Genomic DNA, 23016 nt, shown 5'->3' with positions numbered 1-23016 from the left:
ACGATTACCTTTTTACGCGAAAGGTTTTTGTTATGCGGAACGAATGCTCCGTTTCCTTAACGATAGGTGCCTGAGACAGTCAGATCCGGAGCCGGCCCACCTTCAGTTCCGACCCATTTGGCGTAGAGCTCTGCATAGCGACCCGAGCGCACCTGGCGGTTCAGGAAAAGATTCACGTAGTTGAGCAAGCCCTGCTCCTGGCGTTGCACGAGAAACGCGCAGTAATCGGGATCGACAGGGGCATCACCGACGATCTTCAATCCCGGGTACTTACCCGAATTGATCACGTGGGTAGCAATCGTCGCAGTGGTGTATGTCGCATCAATTTTCTTCTGGCTAAGTGCAAGGAAGCTGTCCGACTGCGACTGAAAGGTCAGCATCTTGGTGGCGGGATCATTGATCTTTTTCACCGCCTCGTTCAGAGCGGTCGTTTCATAGGCTCCGGCCGGCCCTCCCACTGTGTGCCCTTTGAAATCGGCAACACTATGAATGCCGGCGTCTTCTCGGGCGAGGATGATGGTTTTGAACACGAAGTAAGGAATAGAGAAACCGATCGTCCTTGCGCGCTCCAGGGTATCGGAGGCCACGGCAATCCCGACATCGGCCCGGCCCGACAGCACCGCGGGAATACGGTCCGGATCCGGGGTATCGACAATTTCCGCCTTCACACCAAGAGCGGCGGCCAGGTCATTACAGTAGTCGACATCGAAGCCGATCGGCTTGTTGTCCTTGTCTCGCGCGCCGTTAGGCGGGAAGTCAAGCTCTACCGCACAACGCAGCTTGCCCGACGAAATGATATCGTCCAACTGGTCTGCGTGAACGGCAGTAGTGCTCAAAGCGGCGACGGCTGCGGCCAGAATGAGTGAGTTGATGCGCATTTTTGTTCCCCTCGTTTGTTGGCTGAACTCAGAAACAAGATACGCATATTTTAGCGTATCTTGGATATCGTATACGTATTATCGGGGCAGTAAAATTACAGCTCTTAGATCATTATTGTTGGTATCACTGGACGAGAAAACCGTAGGTAAGTGGATCGGTCTCATCGATGATCCAGTTCGCGAAACCACAGATATGTGCCTTACCGCTTACCTCGGGGATAACGGCGTCCAACGGACCTACCTTTGTTTCACTGAGCACGCGACCTTTGAAAACGGTCCCGATAATGGATTCATTGATCAATGCATCGGTGGCCGATAGTTCACCACGCAGATAGAGTTGTGCAACGCGGCCCGCGGTGCCCGATCCGGTTGGCGACCGGTCGATCGCACGATCGGCATACACGCAGCAGTTGGCCTGGCTTGACCCCTCGTGACGCGGATCGCCATACACCATTACGCCGTACACATCATTGAACTCGGGGATTTCAGGGTGGATGAACGAACCCCGGGCATTGATGGCGGTTTTGATTTCATAACCGAACTGAGTGAGGGTGGACAGATCCTTCTCGCGTATGGCGATATTATGTGGCCGGCCATCGACGTAGAAGTAAGTCGCGCCGCCGTAGGCGATATCACCGGTCACCTTGCCGAACGTTGGTGTGGTCACTGTCACATCTCGCTCGAAGATGAACGATGCTACGTTGACGAAACGTACCGCCCCTGTCCGCACACCATCCCACTCGACGAACGCCTCGATGAAGCCGCATGGCGCATCGATACCTACACGGGTCTCGGGGGCTTTTCGCTCAATCCAGCCCAGCTCCACAGCAGCCGTTGCCAGCGCGATCACACCGTGACCGCAATGTGGGCTATAGCCCATGTTGTTCAGGAAAATGATGCCGAAATCGGCGCCTACACTCACCGGTTCAGTCAAAAAACCGCCGTACAGATCCTTGTGACCGCGTGGCTCAAGCATCAGGGCTCGCCGGTAATGGTCGGCGTTCTGCTGCAACCAGGTACTGCGCTCGACAATGGTCGCACCAGGCACTTTGGGTAGCCCCTGGGTAACGAGACGGAACGTTTCCCCGCTCGTGTGCAGCTCAACCGTGGCAAATGATCGTTCGTACTGCATTCGTATTCTCCGTATCTCAGGGTTGCGAAAGCTAGAAATGGCGTAAATAGATCGCCATTTCAGATATGGTATACGATAAACGATGTTCGTCAACTGTCAAATAGCAAGTCCGGTGATCAAGGCTGATCGATAGGCAGGCAAATGGAAGGCCTATAAAGAAGGAAAGAATCCAGCCCGGCTATGACTTGATGACGTCATTGACACAGGCGATACGGTATACGATATTCGATAAAAACATCAGGTATCAGATGTATGACTCATTCAGAAATCGATTCGCCGGCCGTCATCGGCTATGTCACGCCGCTCAGTGCGCAACCCGGAAAACTTCTCGAATTCAAGATTTCCTCGGCAGGTGATATGGATATTCGCGCCAGGGTTGTTCGGCTTGACTGCTGCGATCCCAATCCGCAGGGCCCAGGCCTCAAAAGCGTGGACGTGGATTTCGACCTGGACGAGAGCTATCGGGCAACCGAACAAAAGACTTACCTCGGATCGTGTGCAGTTGCTCCCCTGCCCTGTCTCAGCGATACCAGCAACCTGAAATTATCGCTGCTTATAAAGCCCACGCTGTACAGCACCGCCGACCAAGTAATTTTTTCGTGGCAGGATGAAACTGCAACGACGGGCTTCGCATTGATCCTCAACGCGGGCACGCTTGAGTTAAAACGGCTGGGGGAACACACCCGCCTGGAGCTTGGTCTTTGCCTGGAAATCAACCGTTGGACTCAGCTGGAAATCGGCTTTGGCGTGCAAGACATCGTTGTTCGATCGAGGCTGGTGGGCAGACGAGAAACCGCCGAATCCAGCACCTGCCTGGAAGGGCTTCACGCCTTGCTCAAGAACACCAGTCATCTGACTCTCGCTGCCATCTGGAGCGGCCATCCCGTCGATTGCCTCAATGGCGCCATCGAGGCTCCATGCCTGACCCGCACTCAGGTTGGCACGAGTACCGACATCGAAGTGCTTGCGCGCTGGTCTTTTGCCAATGATGCATTCAAGCAAACGATTGAAGATGACATTGATCCCTCGCGCCATCTCACCTTGGTCAACATGCCGATGCGTGGCGTGCGCTCTTCGGGTTGGACCGGCCGCAACATGGACTGGAAAAACGCGCCTGACGAATATGCCGCCATCGCTTTTCACGCTGATGATCTGAGCGATTGTCAGTGGAGCACGACCATTGCGGTTCGAGTGCCTGCCGGTATGCCATCGGGTGTTTACGGACTTATCGTCGATCACCCGTCAGGCAGCGACACTATCCCGTTCTACGTTCTACCCGGTGCAGGCTTGCCTCGACGCAAAATTCTCTTTCTGGCACCCACGTTTACCTATCAGGCCTATGCGAACCATGCCCGCGGAACATTCGCCGGCGCGCTGCAGAACCGAGTCAGTGAGTGGAATGCCTATCCTCATAATCCGGATGTCATCGGTACATTTGGATATTCAAACTACAACTGTCACCCGGATGGGTCAGGGATAACCCTTTCATCCCGATTGCGGCCGATCATGACTATGCGCCCTGCCTATCTGATCTATCTCGACGAGCGAGGTTCCGGGATGCGTGGCTTTGCCTCGGACTCGCATCTGACCGACTGGTTGAAAGCCAAAGAGTACGACTTCGACGTCATTACCGATGAAGATCTGGATCGTGAAGGCGTTGATGCCCTGACGCACTACGATGTCGTGCTGACCGGGACCCAGCCTGAGTATCAAACGCGCCGCACACTGGAAGCGCTGATCACCTATCGCGAGGGCGGCGGCAAACTGATGTACCTCGGCGGTAACGGCTTCTACTGGAAAATCGGCCGCCATTCACAGCTCCCTCATATGATCGAGGTGCGTCGCGCAGAAGGTGGTATGCGGGTCTGGGCCAGCCAGCCCGGCGAGTATTACCACCAACTCGATGGCGAGTATGGCGGCTTGTGGCGTCGCAACGGAATCGCACCGCAACAAGTCGCCGGCGTAGGTTTCACCGCCGAAGGCGCATTCGAGGGGACGTACTACGTCCGCACTCCGGAATCGTATCGTAGTGAACTGAACTTTCTGTTTGAGGGTATTGCACCCGATCAGCGAATAGGCGATTTCGGTCTTTCGGGAGGCGGAGCTGCCGGGTTCGAGATCGACCAAGTCTGTTCGGACTTGGGTACCCCGGACTTCGTTTCGGTAGTTGCTGCCTCTGAAGGTCATGGCCCGACCTTCGAAACCACTTTCGAAGAGCTTCTGCTTCCGGGTGTATTCGATGGTGGCCCGCGACCTTACGGCGGCATCCGCTCGAACATCATCTATGGCGTCGACGAGAACGGCGGAGGTCTGTTCTCGGTCGGGTCTATTACGTTTTGCGGCAGCCTCTCGCACAACCACTACGACAACAACGTGTCGCGCCTGCTGGAAAACTGCCTGCGCAAATTTCTCCAACTCTCATGCCGCTCCGATGACCTGGGACAACCCTCCCCCAACTCCGCCACCTCCTTAAAAGAAGACTGACGCCATGAAAAACGATCTTTCTTTAGTACGCATGGACTTCGACGAACTCAGCCTGCTGTTGAGAAAAATCTTCATCCGCCACGGAACATCTGATTTCGTCGCTGAGATCCTGGCCGCCAATTGCGCAGGCTGCGAGCGCGATGGTGCGCTGAGCCATGGCATCTTTCGCATGCCAGGTTATGTGGAATCGCTGAAAACCGGCTGGGTGGACGGACAAGCCAATGCCGAAGTAAATATCGTAAGCCCCTCGTTCATCCGCATCGATGCCCGCAACGGATTCGCCCAACCAGCCCTGGCCACCGCTGCGAAGGCCATTGATGTAGCTATCGAAGCTACCGGCGTAGCCGTCGTCGCTATCCGAAATTCCCACCATTTCAGTGCACTCTGGCCTGACGTTGAACCGTTCGCACTCAAAGGACTTGTCGCGATCAGCTTCGTCAACGGTCTGGCAAATGTCGTCCCGCACGGCGGACACACAGCGGTTTTCGGAACCAACCCGATTGCCTTTGCAACGCCGGTCGCCGGCGCTGAACCACTGGTGGTGGACCAGGCGACCAGTGTCATGGCCAATGGCGAAGTTAGGCTGCATGCGCTAGACGATCGGCCACTACCGCCCGGCACCGGCGTCGACAGCTCAGGTAACGCTACTACCGACCCACATGCGGTGCTGGCCGGCGGCGCATTAAACACATTCGGCGGATACAAGGGCTCTTCGATTGCACTCATGGTCGAACTGTTGGCTGGCGCCCTGACCGGAGGACAATTGTCGTTCGAGAACGACTTCGGCAGTTGCGTTGGTGCGCAGACGCCAAAGGCCGGGCAGTTATTGATCATGATCGACCCGGATCGTGGCGGCACAACCGACTTCAGCCAGCGCGCTGCGATCCTGTGCAACCGTTTGATAGAAGCCGGTCAGGATCGACTGCCAGGTGCAAGGCGCCACAAGAACCGGCACACCGCACTGACCCAAGGCATTTCCCTTACAAAAAAAGCCATTGCGGATCTGCAGCAAATGGCCGCGGACAACGCCATGCAGGCACCTTGATCACATCCACAGATACATTCCCCCCACCTCAAAAGCAACATTCTGGAAAAGACATGAGCAACCTATCCCGCGACACCGACAAACTGGAACTTCACCAATCGCTATCGTCTTCACACATCGAACAACTGGTGGCGCTTTTTCAAACCGAATGGTGGACTAAGGGACGCATCAGTGCAGATGTAGAAAAGATGGTGCAATCGGGCGGCCCGCTCTTCGCTTTCATTGACCCGCAGAACGATGAACTTGTCGCGTTCGCCCGAGCAATGACCGACGGCGTCTACAAGGCGATGATCTTCGACATTATTGTCAAGGAGACGTGGCGAGGGACCGGGCTGGGCGCTGTACTCATGAACACAGTGCTGAACGATCCGGCGTTGCTTAACATTAAACACCGCGAACTCTACTGCCTGGACGAGATGGTCCCGTTCTATGAGAAATGGGGTTTTGCCACCGCTGCGGCCGGTCTGAACTTCATGCGCAAGTCAGAGGGGTAAACCCGATTCCGGCCGCGATCCTGTCATATGGAGAAACGCTTGGCACTGAAAGGTTCCAGATTCTGCGCGGGTGTGCGGCCGGCAATCATCTGCGCAATGAGTCGGCCGGTCGTGGCCCCCAAGGTCAGACCAAGCTGACCATGCCCTAGAGCCATGAATACATTCGATAGCCGGGTACTACGGTCGATCACGGGCTTGGTGTCTGGTAAATACGGTCGGTAACCGACGCCGTACTCCAGGTCACTCAGTCGCAATCCGGGAATGATCTTGCGCGCCTTTTCAAGAATGATTTCTGCGCGTTTGAAATTCGGCTCGGCATTATGTCGTGCAAACTCCATGGTGCCACCGATTTGCAAGCCACGTGTCATGGGGCTGATGCAAAAACCACCATCGGGGAAAATGATCGAGTGTTGCACTCTTTCTACCTCCGCTGGCAGAAGCACTTGGTACCCGGCGATTCCGACCAAAGGAATCTGTACGCCTAGCTGGGCAAAAAACTTTCGCGAACCGACACCGGCTGCGATCACCACATGATCGGCCGCGTAGCGCTCATCATCGGCCAGCGTGACGCCGCTTGCACGCTCGCCCCCTTCATCCAAGCGTTTGACCTGACCACGGACCCGAACACCGCCTTGGTCGATAAAGCTTTGCGTCAACGCTGCAATAAACCCCTCGGTGTCGCTTACCGAGCGCCAGTCAGGAAAGAGTAAGCCGTGACTGAATCTGCCCGCTAGCGAAGGTTCAAGATCGGCAATTGTCGCGGCATCCAGTATTTCTGCTTTGAAGCCCAAGGCTGTTCGGAACGCCAAATAGGGACGCTCCTGTTCCATACCTGCTGCGGACTCAAACAACTTGATCACAGGACTTTCACGTAGCAACCCTTGCTCAGTACAAGCCTGTAACAATGGCGCATAGTCCGAGTGCGCATGAAGTGTAAGACTGGCGATATCCCGAGCAATTTCTTCGGATTTCGATTGCTTGGCACACGCCAGAAACCTCAGGAACCACGGCAACATGCCTGGCAATGCGCTGGCTCTCAACGCCAGGGGGCCTTCCTGATCGAGTAGCCACCCCGGAATCTTCTGCATCACCCCAGGTCTGGAAAGTGGAACCACTTCGCCGATGGCCATTTGGCCGCAGCTCCACTTGGCAGTACTGTCGCCTGCCGCGGCGGGATCGATCAAAGTAACGGCATACCCTTCCTTTTGAAGATACAGCGCACAGCAAGTCCCTACGATGCCTCCACCTACGACTACCACCCTCTCTGAAAACAAGCGAAAGCGCTCGTAAGAACGAACAGGCGCCATATAACCCCCCTTGAAGACTGCGTCAAATTCCGAAAATTATCGGATATGGTATACGCACAATGGTGAATTAAAATCGCCGTAGCGCAGGCTACGGCATTGCGGACACCTACGCCTGAATTTACTTGCGAATGTTGTCCAACAGTGACTCACACGCCTTGGTGATGTGCTGACGCAGCAACTCAGCAGCCTCCTCGGCATCGCCTTTGCGGCATGCCGCCAGGATCTGCCGGTGTTCGCGATCATCGACCCCTGTGCCACCGGATAAGGTCAGTTGAATTCTCAAGTAGCGCTCTATTCGGTCATTGACCGAACGGATGAGGTTCATCAGGAACGGTCGGTTGGCATCCTCATAGAGGCAGGAATGAAACTGCCAATTGAGCTCCGCCCAGCGCGCCACATTGGTCTCCTGCGCGAACTCGTCACAATACTGCTCGGCTCTCTTGAAAGTGGCTTCGGTCATCAGTGGCACGGACAGTTTCAGCGCACTGGACTCCAGCATTGCCCGGACTTCGAAAATCTGCGCAATTTCCGGCTCGGAAATGCTCTTGACGACAGCACCGCGGTTGCGCTGAAACTCGACAAGGCCTTCGGCTTCGAGGCGTTTGAGCGCTTCACGCACTGGTATCTTACTGACATCGAACAACTTGGCGACGTCGTCCTGGCGAATCGGTTCGCCTTCATCGAAGTCACCCGTGATGATCGCCTCGCGAATGTGATTGGCGATGATATCGGACGCCGTAGGCGCGGAGCCAAGTGACGGCAGATCTGCAGGACTTAGGGGCAATTTGAACTCCATGTGTGCAATCGGGAAGCCACGATCGAATAACGTATTCTATATCAGTCCGTAGCTTACCATCGGCTGGTCTCGCTGGTGATACAGCCTCGCCGGGTGACTGACGCGCTTCATCAGCCCCTAAAAACCCGTTGACACCACCATCAACGTATACGATATTCAATCTAGAGTTTGACTCACTCGGTGTCAAGCGACGAACGCCGTGCTTGCGCTGCATACCTGCCAACAAGAACAACAGGAGGAACCTGCATGCATTCGCCCCCAAAAAAGCCTGCCAAACAATCGCGGGTCGTCGACAAAACGACAGTCGCCCCCGGCGCGCCCCGGCACTCCGCCCAGAAAACCGGTAAGTACGACGACCTCAGGTCTTTTTTCCACGATCTGATGAATGAGCCCGGCTCCAGCGAACATTTGTTAATTCTTTGATACGGGCTTATCGCAACCCGCCTTCGACGCTCGCAGCGCGAACACTCAGGAGAACACGGAATGCCGATAGTAAAAATCGAAATGCTCGCCGGACGACAAGGCGATAAAAAGCACGAATTGGCACGTGAAATAACGGCTGCCTTTTCCAGGATCCTCGGTTCCGCGCCAAGGGACGTCACCATCACATTCACCGATGTGGCGCCCTCCGACTGGGTAATTGCCGGCGAACCGCTTAGTACCTCCGTCACTGCGCCCTCGCCCCAGCGCTAAACGACTCCCTGAATGGCGTTTGCGGATTGAACGCGATCAATCTCGAAGCGCTGTGTTCTCTATCCTTCAATGTCGAGTTTCACTCATGTATTTGAATGCCCAACAACTGGCCGATGCATTGCCTTGGGACGCGCTGATGAGTGCGTTATCCGATATATTCACCCGCACCGTGCATTCCCCTGTGCGTCATCACCACAAGATAGAAGTACCGGGCGACCCCGCCGCCATGCTGTTGCTGATGCCAGCATGGATCGAGGGCGAGTATCTGGGGGTCAAGCAAGTCACCGTGTTCCCCGGGAACAATGCAAAAGGCCAACCGGGGCTCAGCAGCCACTATCTCCTCAGCTGTGCGAAAACCGGCCTGCCGCTGGGTCAGTTTGATGGCAATGAACTGACAGCCCGCCGCACAGCCGCGGCTTCTGCGCTTGCCTCTCGCTATCTGTCTCGTGCCGATTCGAAACGACTGCTGATGGTCGGGGCCGGCCGTATGGGACGATATCTGGTCAGCGCGCATCGATCGGTTCGAGATCTGGAAGAGGTCATTGTTTACGACCTCAACTTCGAAGCTGCGACAGCTTTCGCGAACGACATCAAGGCCAAAGGAATCCAGGCAAAAGCCGTCACGCTTCAGCAATTACCCGCAGCCGCTGCGTCCGCCGACATCATCAGTTGCGCCACGCTGGCCACGGAGCCGGTCATACAAGGTCAGTGGTTGAAACCTGGCGTTCATCTGGACCTGGTCGGCAGCTTCACCCCGGCCATGCGCGAAGTCGACGACGATGTTGTGGCGTGCTGCAGCATTTTCGTTGATACCCGCGAAGGTGCTCTCGCGGAAACAGGTGACCTGATCCAGCCAATTAAGAAAGGCGTTATTACCGAAGACGACGTGATCGCCGAGTTCAGCGAGCTGTGTGCCGGGAAACACTCCGGGCGCGCAGCCCTGAAGACTCCGGATGAAGCCATGACCCTGTTCAAATCGGTTGGGGCGTCGGTAGAAGACCTCGCAGCCGCCATTCTGGCTTACCAGCGGACTTCAGTTGCCCACTAAGCCCAACCTTTCGTCGTTTGCACGTTCAATACATGTCGGGCGCCAGGCGCCCCTCGAATCCTCGGAGAAATACCATGCGATCATCCAAAGTCATCCATGTCGTCAGTTGCCATGCAGCGGGTGAAGTGGGCGACGTCATTGTTGGCGGTGTTGCCGCCCCTCCGGGGGAAACGATCTGGGAGCAACGCAAGTTCATTGAAACCGACCAGACACTGCGCAACTTTGTCTTGAATGAGCCACGCGGCGGAGTGTTCCGGCACGTCAATCTGCTAGTTCCGCCCAAGCACCCGAAAGCAGACGTTGGCTGGATCATCATGGAGCCGTGCGATACGCCACCAATGTCAGGGTCCAACTCGATGTGCGTGGCGACCGTACTGCTGGAGACAGGGATCATCCCGATGGTTGAGCCGGAAACCCGCATGTTCCTCGAGCCGCCAGGAGGATTGATCGAAGTGGTTGCAAGCTGCCGCAATGGCAAGGCTGAACGAATTACCGTACGTAACGTGCCATCATTCGCTGACAAACTCGATGTGACTATCGAGGTAGCCGGGATTGGGTCTCTAACCGTCGATACTGCTTATGGTGGTGACAGTTTCGTCATTACCGACGCCAGAAGACTGGGCTTCTCGCTGACCCCTGACGAAGCCAGAGAGATTGCCGATTACGGCATGAAGATCACCCAGGCAGCCAACGAACAATTGAGTTTTGTCCACCCGGAAAACAGTGACTGGAAGCATATTTCCTTCTGCCAGATCGCTAACCCGGCAGAAATGAAAAACGGCGTTCTGACCGCAGCCAATGCAGTGGCTATCCGCCCCGGAAAAGTAGACCGTTCCCCATGCGGCACGGGTTGCTCGGCACGCATGGCAGTCCTGCATGCAAAAGGCCAGATGAAATCGGGTGATCGCTTCATCGGCACGTCGATCCTGGGCACCGAGTTCGATTGTCGGATCGATTCAGTATTATCCGTGGGTGGCCGTCCAGGTATCAGTCCGATCATTTCCGGACAAGCCTGGATTACAGGCACACACCAACACACGCTGGATCCGACTGATCCGTTTCCGGCAGGGTATCGTCTTTCCGACACTTGGCCTGTGGAGAAGCAGTGATAGGCGCTTGTTCAAGTGCTAACGATAATTTTGCTCAGAGATCCCAGTTGTAATGAATCAATTTCTTTGAAGTCGTTGCAGCATTCGAGGATCTTGGCGCGTTGAGCAGGTCGGGTTGTAGTTTGTCCAGCGACGCAGCATTTGCAGCGTCGCTGGACACTTGGTTATAAATTTGTGCGTTGATAGTGGATCAAGTGGAAGCTTACTTCGCCGTCATCATCGAGCAGTGACTTCTCCAAGGGGGGCGGAGCATTGGAGGGCGGAGCGAACGTGGCCCCCTCATCATTGTAGCGGCGCTCCTACGGCCACTCTTCCAGGCAAACGCGCAAAAATTCACCGTAAATGGGCAGAAGCGATTTGCAGGCCAGTTTCTCCTCTGCCAAGCCTTCTCTGCCTTTCGCGAACACCGACGCAGTAAAACGTCGGGCCCCTCGTGCTGAGTGCGTCAGATGCTTTCCAGCTTTGTCAGGCCTTGGGATGTTTGGAGCTTGCGATCCAGCGTGTGAGATATTCTGCATACTGCTCAGCAGCCGACTCCAGTTCGCAAGATGAGAGTTTGTCGGCCTGATACAGGACAAAGGGTTCGCCCCATTCCAATCCGCACCGGTGCGCCGTCGCTCGCAGCGGTGCGAGCAAGTCCGACATCGTGTACATATTGCGTCCGCCTGAGGCATAGGCCCCAACAGTGTTCCCAGCAGTAATGGCGATCATGATGGGTTTGCCTTCCAGGCGCCGCCCCTCGGACTCATAGGCGATGTAGAACATGCGTGTCAGCACCGCGTCCTGCCAGGCTTTGAGCAGTGGCGGGCTCGAATACCACTGCATGGGGAATTGAAGTACGATCCGGTCGGCGGCGAGCAACCGGGCGGCTTCTCGCTCACCATCGCGTGAAAGATCGAGGCCTTTGGGACAGGCGGCGCTCATGTCGACGATTTCCACGCCAGGCAGCGGTTCGACGGCACGCACCAAAGCAGCATTGGCTTTTGATCGGTTTAAATCGGGATGAAAAAGCAGCAGAAGAGTTTGGGTCATCACCCTCTCCAACGTTTTGGATGATGTAGATGATCACCGTGCTCTTCTAAATAATCTAATCGATGAAATGTCTAATCTATTATCGACTGCATGAATTTACGATCGCTGGACCTCAACCTGCTGGTCATACTGGATGCGCTTCTCGATGAAGCGCATGTCAGCCGTGCTGCCGAACGACTTTTTCTTTCCCAGCCAGCTACTTCAGCCGCGCTGCAACGTTGCCGCCATCTGTTTCGCGACCCATTGCTGGAGCGCGGTCGAGGCTGCATGCGCCTGACGCCGAAAGCACAATCCTTGCGCTTGCCGTTGAAGTCATTGCTTTCTGACGTGCGCAATCTGGTCGATCTACCCGAGGTGCCGCTGTCAGATATCAAGCAGACGCTGCGTATTACGATGGCCGACTACCCCGCATTGTTGGTGATCACATCATTGCAACGCGCGCTCCTCGAAACGGCACCGGGTATTGCGATCGTGGTTCAACCTTGGCGAGGGGCCGAGGCCGCTCGCGCCGCCCTGATGGATGGAACAACCGACATCGCTGTTTCGGTCTTCTCCGGGCCCGACGCAGACATTCATTGTGAGTGGTTGCTCGACGAAAACTATGTCATTGCTCTGCGCCATGACCATCCGGCTATCCCGGGATTCGATCTCGCCCGGTGGCTCTCCTACCCTCACATTCTGGTATCGGGAATCGGTGAGGCCAATAGCCCTTTGGATGACGAACTTGCACAGCTCGGCATGACCCGGCGCATCGGGCTGGTGGTGCCATCTTTTGGAATGGTCCCCGAACTGCTGCGCGGTTCAGACATGATTGCCATGCTGCCATCGCGGGTGTTATCGGTGACCGGCGATTTGAGCGTGTTACCCGTGCCTATTCCGGTTAACGGGTTCAGGCTTCATCTAGCTTGGAATCAGCGCAGAGAGAAAGATAAAGCACTAACACATGTCGCGGGATTACTCACAGATCTACTGAAAAGGATCGACAACTAGCGTCCCACGTTCAACTCCTGCGAGTAGCGGGTCATTCAACGGGAGTCCGCGTATGCCCACTTTGCTAACCTTTAGGCACAGCATCGCTAACGCTTCAGCGTCTCGCTCGGCAGCTCTTTGAACAGCGCCCGATAACTGTTGGAAAACCGCCCCAGATGCCAAAACGACCAGTTCATCGCCACTTCGGCCACGGTGGTTTCCGTGGGCCGGCGATTGAGTAATTCGCGGTGTGCACTGTTAAGCCGGCGCAGGCGCAGCCAGTGGCTCGGGGTCATACCGGTATAGGCCTTGAACGCCTGCTGTAATTGACGCAACGGCACCCCTGCCACCTTCGAAAGCTCAAGCAGATTAACAGTCTCTTCCGGCGAATCTGCCGCCCATTCCCCTACTCGCTTCATGATCGTCCGCTCTTCGGTACGACGCTGCAAACCGCCTCGATCAAGACGGGTGTGAGCGTTGTCGAGGATGAACAGACAGTCTTCGAGCAGCTGCTGCGTCAACGAGTTTTTATCAAACGGATCAACAGCTTGCGACAACTTCGTGAGTGTTGAGCTTAACCAGCGACTGAACAAGGCGTTCTGCCCGCAGTTAAGCGGCGCCATGAACAATCCCTCGAGTTTCGCCACATCCAGACCGTGTTCACGGACGAATTGCGGGCCGAACACCACGGCGATTTCCTGGTAGTTCTCCGGGGTGATCCAGATGTTGCGGCTGTCTTCGTTAAGCAAATACAGCGCGTTGTCACTGCGATCAAAACAGAACGCTAACGCACCCGATGGCGCACTGAATGCCTGCTCGACGCGGGTGTTCATCTGTTCTTCGTAGACCTGCACACCTTCCAGATCCAGATAGCGAATCTGCCCGGCGAAATGCCCGGGCGACATCTGCTGGTAATGCTGAACCCAACCCGGCGTAGCGCGGATTTGTTCGGTCACATCAGCGGTATTGAACGCCTGAACCTGAAGCGGATTACACGTTGTCATGGGAGACCTTGCGCACTCTTTTGGTGCGCTTTGGTGCTGCTTAAAGTGGATAGATGGAACGGCAAGGCACGCCCAAGATAGTCGTCAACGCGCCACAGGGGAAGGGGCGGAAGATGAAACCCGCCCTCCCCGGCGTCTATAAAACCAATAACGAGGTCTTTATGAATGCCCCTTTCGATCAGCTGTTCACATGGCTGAAAGATCACAAGATTACCGAAGTTGAATGTGTGGTCAGCGACCTGACCGGCATTGCCCGCGGCAAGATCGCACCGACCAACAAGTTCCTGCATGAGCGAGGCATGCGCCTGCCGGAAAGTGTGCTGCTGCAAACGGTAACCGGGGATTTTGTCGACGACGACATCTACTACGACCTGCTCGACCCGGCCGACATCGACATGGTCTGCAAACCGGTGAGCGACGCCGTGTATGTGATTCCATGGGCCATCGAGCCGACCGCCATCGTCATCCACGACACCTTCGACAAATTCGGCAATCCAATCGAACTGTCGCCGCGCAACGTGCTGAAAAAAGTCCTGCAGCTGTACACCGACAAGGGCTGGAAGCCGATCGTTGCACCGGAAATGGAGTTCTACCTGACCCAGCGCTGCGAAGATCCGGACCTGCCACTCAAGGCACCACTGGGGCGTTCGGGCCGTGCCGAAAGCGGTCGGCAGTCATTCTCCATCGACGCCGCCAACGAGTTCGATCCATTGTTCGAAGACGTCTACGACTGGTGCGAGCTGCAAGGTCTGGATCTGGACACGCTGATCCACGAAGACGGCCCGGCGCAGATGGAAATCAACTTCCGTCACGGCGACGCCCTGGATCTGGCCGATCAGATCACCGTGTTCAAACGCACCCTGCGCGAAGCGGCGCTCAAGCACAACGTCACCGCGACGTTCATGGCCAAACCGATTGGCGACGAACCCGGCAGTGCCATGCACCTGCACCAGAGCGTGGTGGAAATCGCCACGGGCAAGCCGATTTTCGCTGATGCCGACGGCAAGATGAGCGACTTGTTCCGCCATCACATCGGCGGCCTGCAAAAGTACATTCCTAAAGTACTGCCGATGTTTGCGCCCAATGTGAACTCGTTCCGCCGCTTCCTGCCGGACACTTCGGCACCGGTCAACGTCGAGTGGGGCGAAGAAAACCGCACCGTCGGCCTGCGTGTGCCGACCTCCGGGCCGGAATCCATGCGCGTGGAAAACCGCCTGCCGGGCGCCGATGCCAACCCGTATCTGGCGATCGCCGCGAGCCTGCTGTGTGGCTACATCGGCATGGTCGAAGGCATCGAACCGAGTGCCGCCGTCGAAGGCCGCGCCTACGAACGCCGCAACCTGCGCCTGCCGATCACCATCGAAGACGCGCTGACGCAAATGGAAGAGTGCGACACCGTTGCCCAATACCTTGGCAACAAGTTTGTGCGCGGCTACGTCGCGGTCAAACGCGCCGAGCATGAAAACTTCAAGCGCGTGATCAGCTCCTGGGAGCGCGAGTTCCTGCTACTGAGCGTCTGAGCAACACCCACAAACCCTGTGGGAGCTGGCTTGCCAGCGATTACGTCGGCACAGTCGACATCATTATCGACTGACCCACCGCTATCGCTGGCAAGCCAGCTCCCACAAGGGACCGTGCTCACCCGAAAAACTCCAATAACTCCAAGAGGTGTCGATATGCGTCTATTGAAATCCATGGTTCCCGCCGCACTGGCGCTGTTGTGCAGCACCGCAGCCCTGGCCCAGCCCCAGGTCAGCGTCTACAACTGGACCGACTACATCGGTGAAACCACCCTCGCCGACTTCCAGGCCAAGACCGGGATCAAGGTGATCTACGACGTATTCGACTCAAACGAAACCCTGGAAGGCAAACTCCTCGCCGGTCGCACCGGCTACGACGTGGTGGTGCCGTCCAACCACTTTCTCGCCCGTCAGGTAAAAGCCGGCGCGTTCCTCAAACTGGATCGCGAGCAGCTACCGAACTGGAAAAATCTCGACCCGAAATTGCTCGAATTGCTCGAAAAGAACGACCCGGGCAACCAGCACTCGGTACCGTACCTGTGGGGCACCAACGGCATCGGCTACAACGTCGACAAGGTCAAGGCAGTGCTTGGCATCGATCACATCGATTCCTGGGCCGTGCTGTTCGAGCCGGAGAACCTGAAGAAGCTCACCCAATGTGGCGTGTCGATGATGGACTCGGCGGACGAAGTGTTCCCGGCGATCCTCAACTACATGGGCATGGACCCACGCAGCGAGAACCCGGAAGACTACAAAAAAGCCGAAGCCAAACTGCTGAGCATCCGCCCCTACATCACTTACTTCCATTCCTCGAAATACGTTTCCGATCTGGCCAATGGCGACATCTGCGTAGCCTTCGGTTACTCCGGCGACGTGTTCCAGGCGGCCAACCGCGCCAAGGAAGCCAAGAACGGGGTGAACATCGCCTATGCGATTCCGAAAGAAGGCGCCAACCTGTGGTTTGACTTGCTGGCGATCCCGGCCGACGCCAGCAACACCAAGGAGGCCCACGCCTTCATCAATTACCTGCTTGATCCGCAAGTGATTGCCAAGGTCAGCGCTTCGGTCGGTTACGCCAACCCGAACCCGGCCGCCAAGCAGTACATGGACCAGGCGCTGGTGAACAATCCCGAGGTGTACCCGTCCCAGGCAGTGCTGGACAAGCTCTACATCTCCTCTACCCCGCCCCAGTCGATCATGCGTCTGATGACCCGGTCCTGGAGCAAAGTGAAGTCGAACAAATGAATCAGTACACGCAAGAACACGCCCGCTCCTATTACGCGGCTTCGGCCCGGGCCAGTACGCCCTGGCCGGCACTCGACGGTGACCTCACCGCCGATGTCTGCGTGATCGGCGGCGGCTTCACCGGGGTCAACACCGCGATTGAACTGGCGCAGCGCGGGCTGTCGGTGGTGTTGATCGAAGCCCGGCGCATCGGCTGGGGCGCCAGCGGACGCAACGGCGGCCAGTTGATTCGTGGCATCGGTCACGAGGTCGAAGGCTTTGCCCGTTACGTCGGCAACGACGGCGTGCGTTATCTGCAACGCGCCGGTATCGACTCCGTGGAACTGGTGCGCCAGCGCATCACCGAGCATGCCATCGAGTGTGACCTGCGTTGGGGCTTCTGCGAACTGGCCAACACCCCGGCGCAGTTCGCGGCGTTCAAGGACGAACAGGTCAGCCTCGACGAACTCGGCTACCGCCATGAGACCCGACTGGTCGGCCCCGAGCAAATCCGTCAGCAAGTGGTCAACGCCAATGTCTATGCTGGCGGTCTGATCGACATGGGCTCCGGCCATCTGCACCCGCTGGATCTGGTGCAGGGCGAAGCGCGTCTGGCGGCGTCCCTCGGTGTACGCATTTTCGAGCAGAGCCCGGTCCAGCAGATCATCCACGGCGAAACGGTTGAAGTGCGCTGCGCCACCGGCAGCGTCCGCGCCGGCAGTCTGGTGCTCGGTTGCAACGCGCATCTGGATGAACTCGAGCAGCAACTCAGCGGCAAGGTCCTGCCCGCCGGCAGTTACATCATCGCCACCGAACCGCTGTCCGAGGAACGTGCCGCGCAATTGATCCCGCACAACCTCGCGTTGTGCGACCAGAAAGTCGGCCTCGACTATTACCGGCTCTCGGCGGACCGACGCCTGCTGTTTGGCGGCGCCTGTCACTATTCCGGTCGCGATCCGGCGGACATTGCCGCCTACATGCGCCCGAAAATGCTCAAGGTCTTCCCGCGACTGGCGGACGTGGGCATCGACTATCAATGGGGCGGCAAGATTGGCATTACCGCCAACCGCTTTCCGCAGGTCGGGCGGCTCAAGCAACAGCCGAACGTGTTCTACGCTCAGGGTTATTCCGGTCACGGTCTGAATGTCACGCATTGGTGCGCCAAGCTGCTGGGCGAGGCCATTCACGCCGGCCACAGTCAGGGCATGGACGTGTTCAGCGCGGTACCGCACATGACCTTCCCCGGCGGCCCGGCCTTGCGCTCACCGCTGCTGGCATTGGGCATGTTCTGGTATCGCCTGCGCGAAATCCTCGGCTAACGCTCGCCCCTGTAGAAGCTGCCGAAGGCAGCGATCTTTTGATCTTTAAAATCAAGAGATCGCAGCCTGCGACAGCGCCTGCACAAATCCGCATCAGCCCTTGAATTTGCTCTATCGCCAAGCACTTCTATATTGATGAAGTGCTTTTGCGTTCCTGACGCTCAGCATCCACAAAACCGAGGAGGACATGGATGAAGTCGTCAGCCGCCGATGAACCACGAGCACCGGGCCACGCGCCGATCAAGACCCGGCGTTTCAGCATCTCCCTGGTGTGGATCGTCCCGGTCGTCGCGGTGCTGGTCGGCATATCGCTGGTGGTGCACAACCTGCTGCAGGAAGGCCCGACCATCGTCGTCAACTTCAAGACTGGCAGCGGCCTGGTTGCCAACAAGACCGAGGTCAAATACCGCAGTGTGGTGATCGGTCAGGTGACGGATGTCGAATTGAGCGGCGATCAGAAGAGCGTCGACGCCACAATCAAACTGGCCAAACAGGCCGAAACCTTCACCCGCGAAGACTCGGAGTTCTGGGTTGTGCGCCCACGCATCGGTGCCGGCGGCGTTTCGGGCATCGATACCTTGCTTTCCGGCGACTATATCGGCGCCGACATCGGCCAGGCCAACAACCGCGCCAAGCACTTCAAGGGGCTGGAAAATCCGCCGCCGATCACTTACGGCGAACCGGGCAAGCGCTTCATGCTGCATGCCTCGGATCTCGGCTCGCTGGATATCGGTTCCCCGGTTTACTACCGCAAGATTCCGGTAGGCCAAGTCGTGACCTACACCCTCAATCCCGAGGGCAAAGGCGTGGACATCGAAGTGTTCATTCACGCACCGAACGACGCGTTCGTCACCGAAAACACGCGCTTCTGGAACGCCAGCGGCATCGACATCAATGTCGGCGCCAATGGCTTCGCGGTGAAGACCGAATCGCTGTCCACCATGCTGGTCGGCGGCATTGCCTTCCGCGTGCCGGATTACAGCCCCAACGATGTGGCCGCCAGCGAAGACAAGGATTTCGAACTGTTCACCGATCAGCAGACCGCCCTCGCCCCGCCCAACGGCAAGGCGCAATACATGGTGTTGCGTTTCGAGCAGTCGTTGCGCGGGCTCAAGGTCGATGCGCCCGTCGAGTTTCTCGGCATGGAGATTGGCCGGGTCGTCGGAATCAACCTCGACTTCGACGCGAAAAAACGCACCTTCCCGCTTAACGTCGGGATAGTCATTTACCCGCAGCGCCTCGGCCAGGCTTACAAAAAGATGCTGACCGAATTCAAGCACGATCCCAACGACGAAGCGGCCGGTATTCGTCTGCTCGGCACCTTCGTCGACAACGGTCTGCGCGCTCAGGCCCGCAGCGGCAACCTGCTGACCGGGCAGTTGTACATTGCGCTGGATTTCTTCCCGAAAGCCGAGAAAGTTGCATTCGACGCAACGGCCCGACCGGTCGCCTTGCCCACCGTGCCCGGCAGCCTCGAACAGTTGCAGGAAAAACTCGAAGCGGTGGTCGACAAGCTCAACAAACTGCCAGTCGAACGGATTGCCGGCAACCTCGACAGCAACCTCGTAGAGCTGCGCAAAGGCCTGCAACAGTTCAACGCGAAAACCCTGCCGGGCGTGCAAACCACACTGGCCGACGTCAGCAAGACCTTGCAGTCCGCCAGTTCGACCCTCGCCGAGGATTCACCGCAGCGCGAGAAACTCACCGAGACCCTCGACGAACTCGGGCGCATGTCGCGTTCGCTGCGTGAGCTGTCGGACTATCTCGGTCGCCATCCGGAATCGCTGATTCGCGGTCGTCCCGACAACGCAGCGCCGCTGGATCTGAAAGGACCGCCACGCAATTGAGCCCAGGAGCTATCCCATGGCTGTACCGCTGAAGATCACCGTGCTCGCTGCGTTCATGCTCCTTGGCGCCTGCCGCAGCGAGCCGATCAATTTTCACACCCTGACGCCGGTGGAACTGTCGGCGTCCCGGACCGGCGCGCAGATTCCGATCGAAGGGATCAGCGTGCCGCCGCAAGTCGACCGCCCGCAAATCGTCATCCGTCAGGGCAACAATGGCCTGGCGATTCTGGAAACCCAATGGTGGGGGGCGAGTCTGGCGGATGAATTGCGCAGTGCCTTGAGCGATCAACTGAGCAATACCGGCAGTCGCGGCAATGTTTCGGTGCGTATCGATGTGCAGCGTTTCGACTCGATCCCCGGACACTATGGGCTGATCGACGTCAAATGGCGCCTGCGCCCGAGCGGTGCGGCGGACAACGCCCTGCTGACCTGCCATTCAACCTTGCAAACTCCCTCCGGCCCGAGCATCGACGAACTGGTGACCGCGCAACAGAACAACGTCAAACGCCTGGCAGCCCTGATCAATCAGGCAGCGGGCAACGCTCGCTGCCCGTCAGCCTCCTGAGCCGCCGACAGCGTGACCGTGAAACGGCAGCCATTAGGCTCGCGAGTGACCAACTGAACCTGCCAGCGTTGATGGCTGCAGATCCGCTGCACCAGCGACAACCCCAGCCCAAGGCCTTCACCGCGCTGTTCGTCACCGCGCACGAACGGCTGGAACATCGCGTGACGTTTTTCTTCCGGAATACCGATGCCGCTGTCCTCGACCACAAAGCTGTCGTTGAGCAGGGTCAGCCGGACAAAGCCCTGATCGGTGTAATGCCAGGCATTGCGCAGCAGATTGCCCATGACCGACTGCAAGAACGTCAGGTCATAACGCGCGCTGCCCGCCAGTTGCGGCTCGTAGATAAACTCCAGACCCTTTTCGCCAATCAAACGCCCCCAGATTTCTACCTGGGCGTCGGCGATAGATTTGAGTGTGCAAGTGGATTCGGTGCCGAGCTCCTCCGGCTTGCGCGCCAGCATCAAGAAGGTCTCAACCAGTTGGCGCATTTCTGCGCTGGCCCGGGCGATGCGTTTGACCTGTTGGGTGGAGCGCGAATCCAGCGAAGGGTTGGCCAGCAACAGCTCGCAGGAACTGGCCAGAATCATCAGCGGTGTGCGCAGTTCATGGCTCACGTCACTGGTGAAAAGCTTTTCCCGGTTCAGGGTTTCGCGTAACCGGCCGAGTGTCTGGTCGAAAGACAGCGCCAGCGCCCCAACCTCGTCATCGGCGTAATCCGGATGCAGCGCCGGTGCCAGTGCGATCAACTGGTCACGATGACGCACCTGCCCCGCCAGGCGAATCACTGGCGCCATGACTTGCCGCGCCAGCAGCCTGCCGAGCGCGACCGCCAGCATGACGCTGAGGATGAACCCGACTATCACCACCACGAACAGCAGGTGCTCGCGTTGTTCGAAGCTTTCCTGATTGCGCAACAGCACATATTTGCGACCGCCGACCGCCTCGACCATCGCGTAGAAGTCATCACCGTTGAACGTGATCTCTTGAAACCCCACGGGCAGTTCCGCCAGTTGCGGCGTCAGCGCCATGGGCCCGGGGCCGTTCTCGAAAAAAAACAGTTCGCTCTTTTCCGGCTCGTGGCGCCACTGGTTGATGTCGTCCATCGCCAACAACCGGCGCAAGCCACCGCTGAGGGCGGTCATGGTCAACTTGTGCTCCACGACATGCACGGTAGCCACAATGCCCATTGCGAAGACACCGGCCACCACCGCGCTCATCAAGGCGAACACAATCACAATCCGATTGGCGAGGCTTTGCTTGAGGTCCATCCGGTTCAACGACTCCAGTGCTGAGGTGAGGCGGCAAGGGCTCGCGCGACGCCGTTGCCCAAAGCTCGCAGCTTCGCCTTGCCCGGCGCTCTTGTTAAGTAGTTAAAAAAACAAAACGCTTATTTGAGTTTAGTTATCAAATAGGCTTTTCCGTTAATACCTGCTCTTGCCTCGCAAATTTTTCACATGTTCTTCACTGCTCCGCCACGACTCTGAACGTAGTGTTCAGCAGCCATTCAAGCAAACCGCCGTAAAGTAACTAACCTCCTGGAGCTTACGTTGCACTTTGCGTGTGAACTGAATGGAACTCGGGAATGACAAGGGGCAACGTCGTGGTTGAATTAGCACAAGTACAATCAGCACCCAAGAGGTCGTACCTCTCGCGTCCGCGTGCCTGGGCAGCCATCGCAGTCGGCGTGCTGGTGATCAGTCTGATTTGTGGCTTTGTCTGGCTGCAGCGTTCACCGGCCAACCTGCGCTATGTCAGCGCATCTGCCACCCAGGAGTGGATCAAAGCCTGGCAGGCTGGCGAGGTCGTCGCGCTGGTCCGCCATGCCGAACGTTGTGACCGTTCGAGCAATGTTTGCCTGGGGCCGGCCGACGGTATCACTCAGCTGGGCAGTGTCTCTGCAGCCTCCGTGGGCCGGGCCTTTACGCAACTGGGAATGCAGCAGACTCAGGTGTTCACCAGTCCGCTGACGCGCACCGCACAAACGGCTCACTACATGTTCGGTCGCGACGCAGTGGCCGCGGAATGGCTGGAAACCTGTGGCCCGACGATGCGCAATGAGGTGGTGGCGCACAAGACCGCAGGACAGAACATGATCCTGGTGACCCACAGCGGCTGCATCGCCGATTTCGAACGGCAAACCGGTTACCCACGCGCGGTCGCCGCCGAATATGGCAGCACGGTTTTAGCTCGAATAGATGCGCAAGGCCAACTTGAAGTAATCGGCATCATGAACCCTGAAGGCTGGCAACGATTAGCCAAGTAATCTTCCGACTTGATCAAGTAAAAAACACTCGGGCAATGCTCTGGCACAGGCTATTGGTGCTTATGAAATTGTAATAAGAAATTTTTTTCACTTTGAAAAACTGGAAATATTTCATTTTAAAGCTTGTCTTTTCGAGGAGAACTTAACGCTGGAAGCAGACCCGTTCTCTGAATACAGGACACGCCCTTCGGGCGTGCTCGCCTCTGCATTCATTCAACCCAGTGCCGCGCCTGCAACGGATATCGCCAGGCGCAACACTGAAACGCACACTTTGTACTGCACCAAGG

Annotated in this window: 21 protein-coding genes; 14 read left to right on the top strand and 7 right to left on the bottom strand. The window is 57.3% G+C overall.

Going from position 1 to position 23016, the window contains the following annotated elements; genetic code table 11:
* Window positions 1-56: 56 nt before the first annotated feature.
* Window positions 57-878 carry a transporter substrate-binding domain-containing protein gene (locus KVQ82_RS14860; protein ID WP_041063859.1) on the bottom strand — a complete coding sequence of 274 codons (822 nt, stop codon included), beginning with the start codon at window positions 876-878 and terminating at the stop codon, window positions 57-59.
* Between the two features lie 124 nt (window positions 879-1002).
* Window positions 1003-2010, bottom strand: a complete 1008-nt coding sequence (gene lhpH / locus KVQ82_RS14855) for a trans-3-hydroxy-L-proline dehydratase (protein ID WP_222019289.1) — start codon at window positions 2008-2010, stop codon at window positions 1003-1005.
* A 252-nt stretch (window positions 2011-2262) separates the two neighbouring features.
* Between lhpH and KVQ82_RS14850 the strand changes: the two genes are divergently transcribed.
* From KVQ82_RS14850 to KVQ82_RS14840, 3 genes are read left to right on the top strand one after another with little or no spacing between them, the layout of a single operon-like run.
* Window positions 2263-4494, top strand: coding sequence for a N,N-dimethylformamidase beta subunit family domain-containing protein (locus KVQ82_RS14850; RefSeq protein ID WP_222019288.1), 2232 nt, complete (start codon window positions 2263-2265; stop codon window positions 4492-4494).
* A 4-nt stretch (window positions 4495-4498) separates the two neighbouring features.
* Window positions 4499-5539 carry an Ldh family oxidoreductase gene (locus tag KVQ82_RS14845; protein ID WP_222019287.1) on the top strand — a complete coding sequence of 347 codons (1041 nt, stop codon included), beginning with the start codon at window positions 4499-4501 and terminating at the stop codon, window positions 5537-5539.
* Window positions 5540-5592: 53 nt separating this feature from the next.
* Complete coding sequence (locus KVQ82_RS14840) at window positions 5593-6033, top strand: GNAT family N-acetyltransferase (RefSeq protein WP_222019286.1); 441 nt, start codon at window positions 5593-5595, stop codon at window positions 6031-6033.
* Between the two features lie 23 nt (window positions 6034-6056).
* Here the strand turns inward: KVQ82_RS14840 and KVQ82_RS14835 are convergent, their stop codons facing one another.
* Window positions 6057-7340 (bottom strand): FAD-binding oxidoreductase, encoded by a 1284-nt coding sequence (locus tag KVQ82_RS14835; RefSeq protein ID WP_222019285.1) that lies wholly within the window; start codon window positions 7338-7340, stop codon window positions 6057-6059.
* Between the two features lie 118 nt (window positions 7341-7458).
* Window positions 7459-8136, bottom strand: a complete 678-nt coding sequence (locus tag KVQ82_RS14830) for a GntR family transcriptional regulator (protein ID WP_256198907.1) — start codon at window positions 8134-8136, stop codon at window positions 7459-7461.
* 246 nt (window positions 8137-8382) lie between these two features.
* On the opposite strand from KVQ82_RS14830, the gene KVQ82_RS14825 reads away from it, so the two are divergent.
* The 4 genes from KVQ82_RS14825 (at window position 8383) to KVQ82_RS14810 (ending at window position 10986) form a co-directional block, all read left to right on the top strand.
* Entirely contained in the window at window positions 8383-8559 is a 177-nt protein-coding gene (locus KVQ82_RS14825) for a hypothetical protein (RefSeq protein ID WP_161794891.1), read from the top strand.
* 60 nt (window positions 8560-8619) lie between these two features.
* A complete protein-coding gene (locus KVQ82_RS14820) occupies window positions 8620-8829 on the top strand; it encodes a tautomerase family protein (protein ID WP_222019284.1) in 210 nt (69 codons plus the stop codon).
* Between the two features lie 85 nt (window positions 8830-8914).
* Window positions 8915-9877 (top strand): ornithine cyclodeaminase family protein, encoded by a 963-nt coding sequence (locus KVQ82_RS14815; protein WP_041063847.1) that lies wholly within the window; start codon window positions 8915-8917, stop codon window positions 9875-9877.
* A gap of 74 nt (window positions 9878-9951) precedes the next feature.
* The gene (locus KVQ82_RS14810; RefSeq protein ID WP_041063845.1) at window positions 9952-10986 is read left to right on the top strand and encodes a proline racemase family protein; all 1035 of its coding nucleotides are present in this window, start codon (window positions 9952-9954) and stop codon (window positions 10984-10986) included.
* A gap of 465 nt (window positions 10987-11451) precedes the next feature.
* Here the strand turns inward: KVQ82_RS14810 and KVQ82_RS14805 are convergent, their stop codons facing one another.
* Window positions 11452-12018 carry an NAD(P)H-dependent oxidoreductase gene (locus tag KVQ82_RS14805; RefSeq protein ID WP_222019283.1) on the bottom strand — a complete coding sequence of 189 codons (567 nt, stop codon included), beginning with the start codon at window positions 12016-12018 and terminating at the stop codon, window positions 11452-11454.
* 90 nt (window positions 12019-12108) lie between these two features.
* On the opposite strand from KVQ82_RS14805, the gene KVQ82_RS14800 reads away from it, so the two are divergent.
* Window positions 12109-13008 carry a LysR family transcriptional regulator gene (locus tag KVQ82_RS14800; RefSeq protein WP_041063841.1) on the top strand — a complete coding sequence of 300 codons (900 nt, stop codon included), beginning with the start codon at window positions 12109-12111 and terminating at the stop codon, window positions 13006-13008.
* Window positions 13009-13094: 86 nt separating this feature from the next.
* Here KVQ82_RS14800 and KVQ82_RS14795 read toward each other — a convergent pair whose 3' ends face one another.
* A complete protein-coding gene (locus tag KVQ82_RS14795; RefSeq protein ID WP_041063839.1) occupies window positions 13095-13991 on the bottom strand; it encodes a helix-turn-helix domain-containing protein in 897 nt (298 codons plus the stop codon).
* A 161-nt stretch (window positions 13992-14152) separates the two neighbouring features.
* Here KVQ82_RS14795 and KVQ82_RS14790 point away from each other — a divergent pair, with 161 nt between their 5' ends.
* From KVQ82_RS14790 to KVQ82_RS14770, 5 genes are all read left to right on the top strand, one after another.
* The gene (locus tag KVQ82_RS14790; protein ID WP_222019282.1) at window positions 14153-15511 is read left to right on the top strand and encodes a glutamine synthetase family protein; all 1359 of its coding nucleotides are present in this window, start codon (window positions 14153-14155) and stop codon (window positions 15509-15511) included.
* Window positions 15512-15667: 156 nt separating this feature from the next.
* Window positions 15668-16756 (top strand): polyamine ABC transporter substrate-binding protein, encoded by a 1089-nt coding sequence (locus KVQ82_RS14785; protein WP_041063835.1) that lies wholly within the window; start codon window positions 15668-15670, stop codon window positions 16754-16756.
* Window positions 16753-18054: an FAD-binding oxidoreductase gene (locus KVQ82_RS14780; RefSeq protein ID WP_222019281.1), complete on the top strand. Its 1302-nt coding sequence runs from the start codon at window positions 16753-16755 to the stop codon at window positions 18052-18054. Before KVQ82_RS14785 ends, KVQ82_RS14780 begins: the two co-directional genes overlap by 4 nt.
* A 191-nt stretch (window positions 18055-18245) precedes the next feature.
* Entirely contained in the window at window positions 18246-19901 is a 1656-nt protein-coding gene (locus KVQ82_RS14775; protein WP_222019280.1) for an intermembrane transport protein PqiB, read from the top strand.
* Window positions 19902-19917: 16 nt separating this feature from the next.
* On the top strand, window positions 19918-20466 hold the full coding sequence (locus KVQ82_RS14770) for a membrane integrity-associated transporter subunit PqiC (protein WP_222019279.1): 549 nt from the start codon (window positions 19918-19920) through the stop codon (window positions 20464-20466).
* Here KVQ82_RS14770 and KVQ82_RS14765 read toward each other — a convergent pair.
* On the bottom strand, window positions 20427-21734 hold the full coding sequence (locus KVQ82_RS14765; protein ID WP_041063827.1) for a HAMP domain-containing sensor histidine kinase: 1308 nt from the start codon (window positions 21732-21734) through the stop codon (window positions 20427-20429). The two genes, KVQ82_RS14770 and KVQ82_RS14765, sit on opposite strands and share 40 nt — an antisense overlap.
* A gap of 314 nt (window positions 21735-22048) precedes the next feature.
* Here KVQ82_RS14765 and KVQ82_RS14760 point away from each other — a divergent pair, with 314 nt between their 5' ends.
* Window positions 22049-22729 (top strand): histidine phosphatase family protein, encoded by a 681-nt coding sequence (locus KVQ82_RS14760; protein WP_222019278.1) that lies wholly within the window; start codon window positions 22049-22051, stop codon window positions 22727-22729.
* The last annotated feature ends 287 nt before the right edge of the window (window positions 22730-23016 follow it).

Source organism: Pseudomonas sp. AO-1, assembly GCF_019775695.1.
Taxonomy (GTDB): domain Bacteria; phylum Pseudomonadota; class Gammaproteobacteria; order Pseudomonadales; family Pseudomonadaceae; genus Aquipseudomonas; species Aquipseudomonas parakoreensis.
Note: the sequence above shows the minus strand (reverse complement) of the source record. Positions and strands in the feature narration are given on the sequence as shown.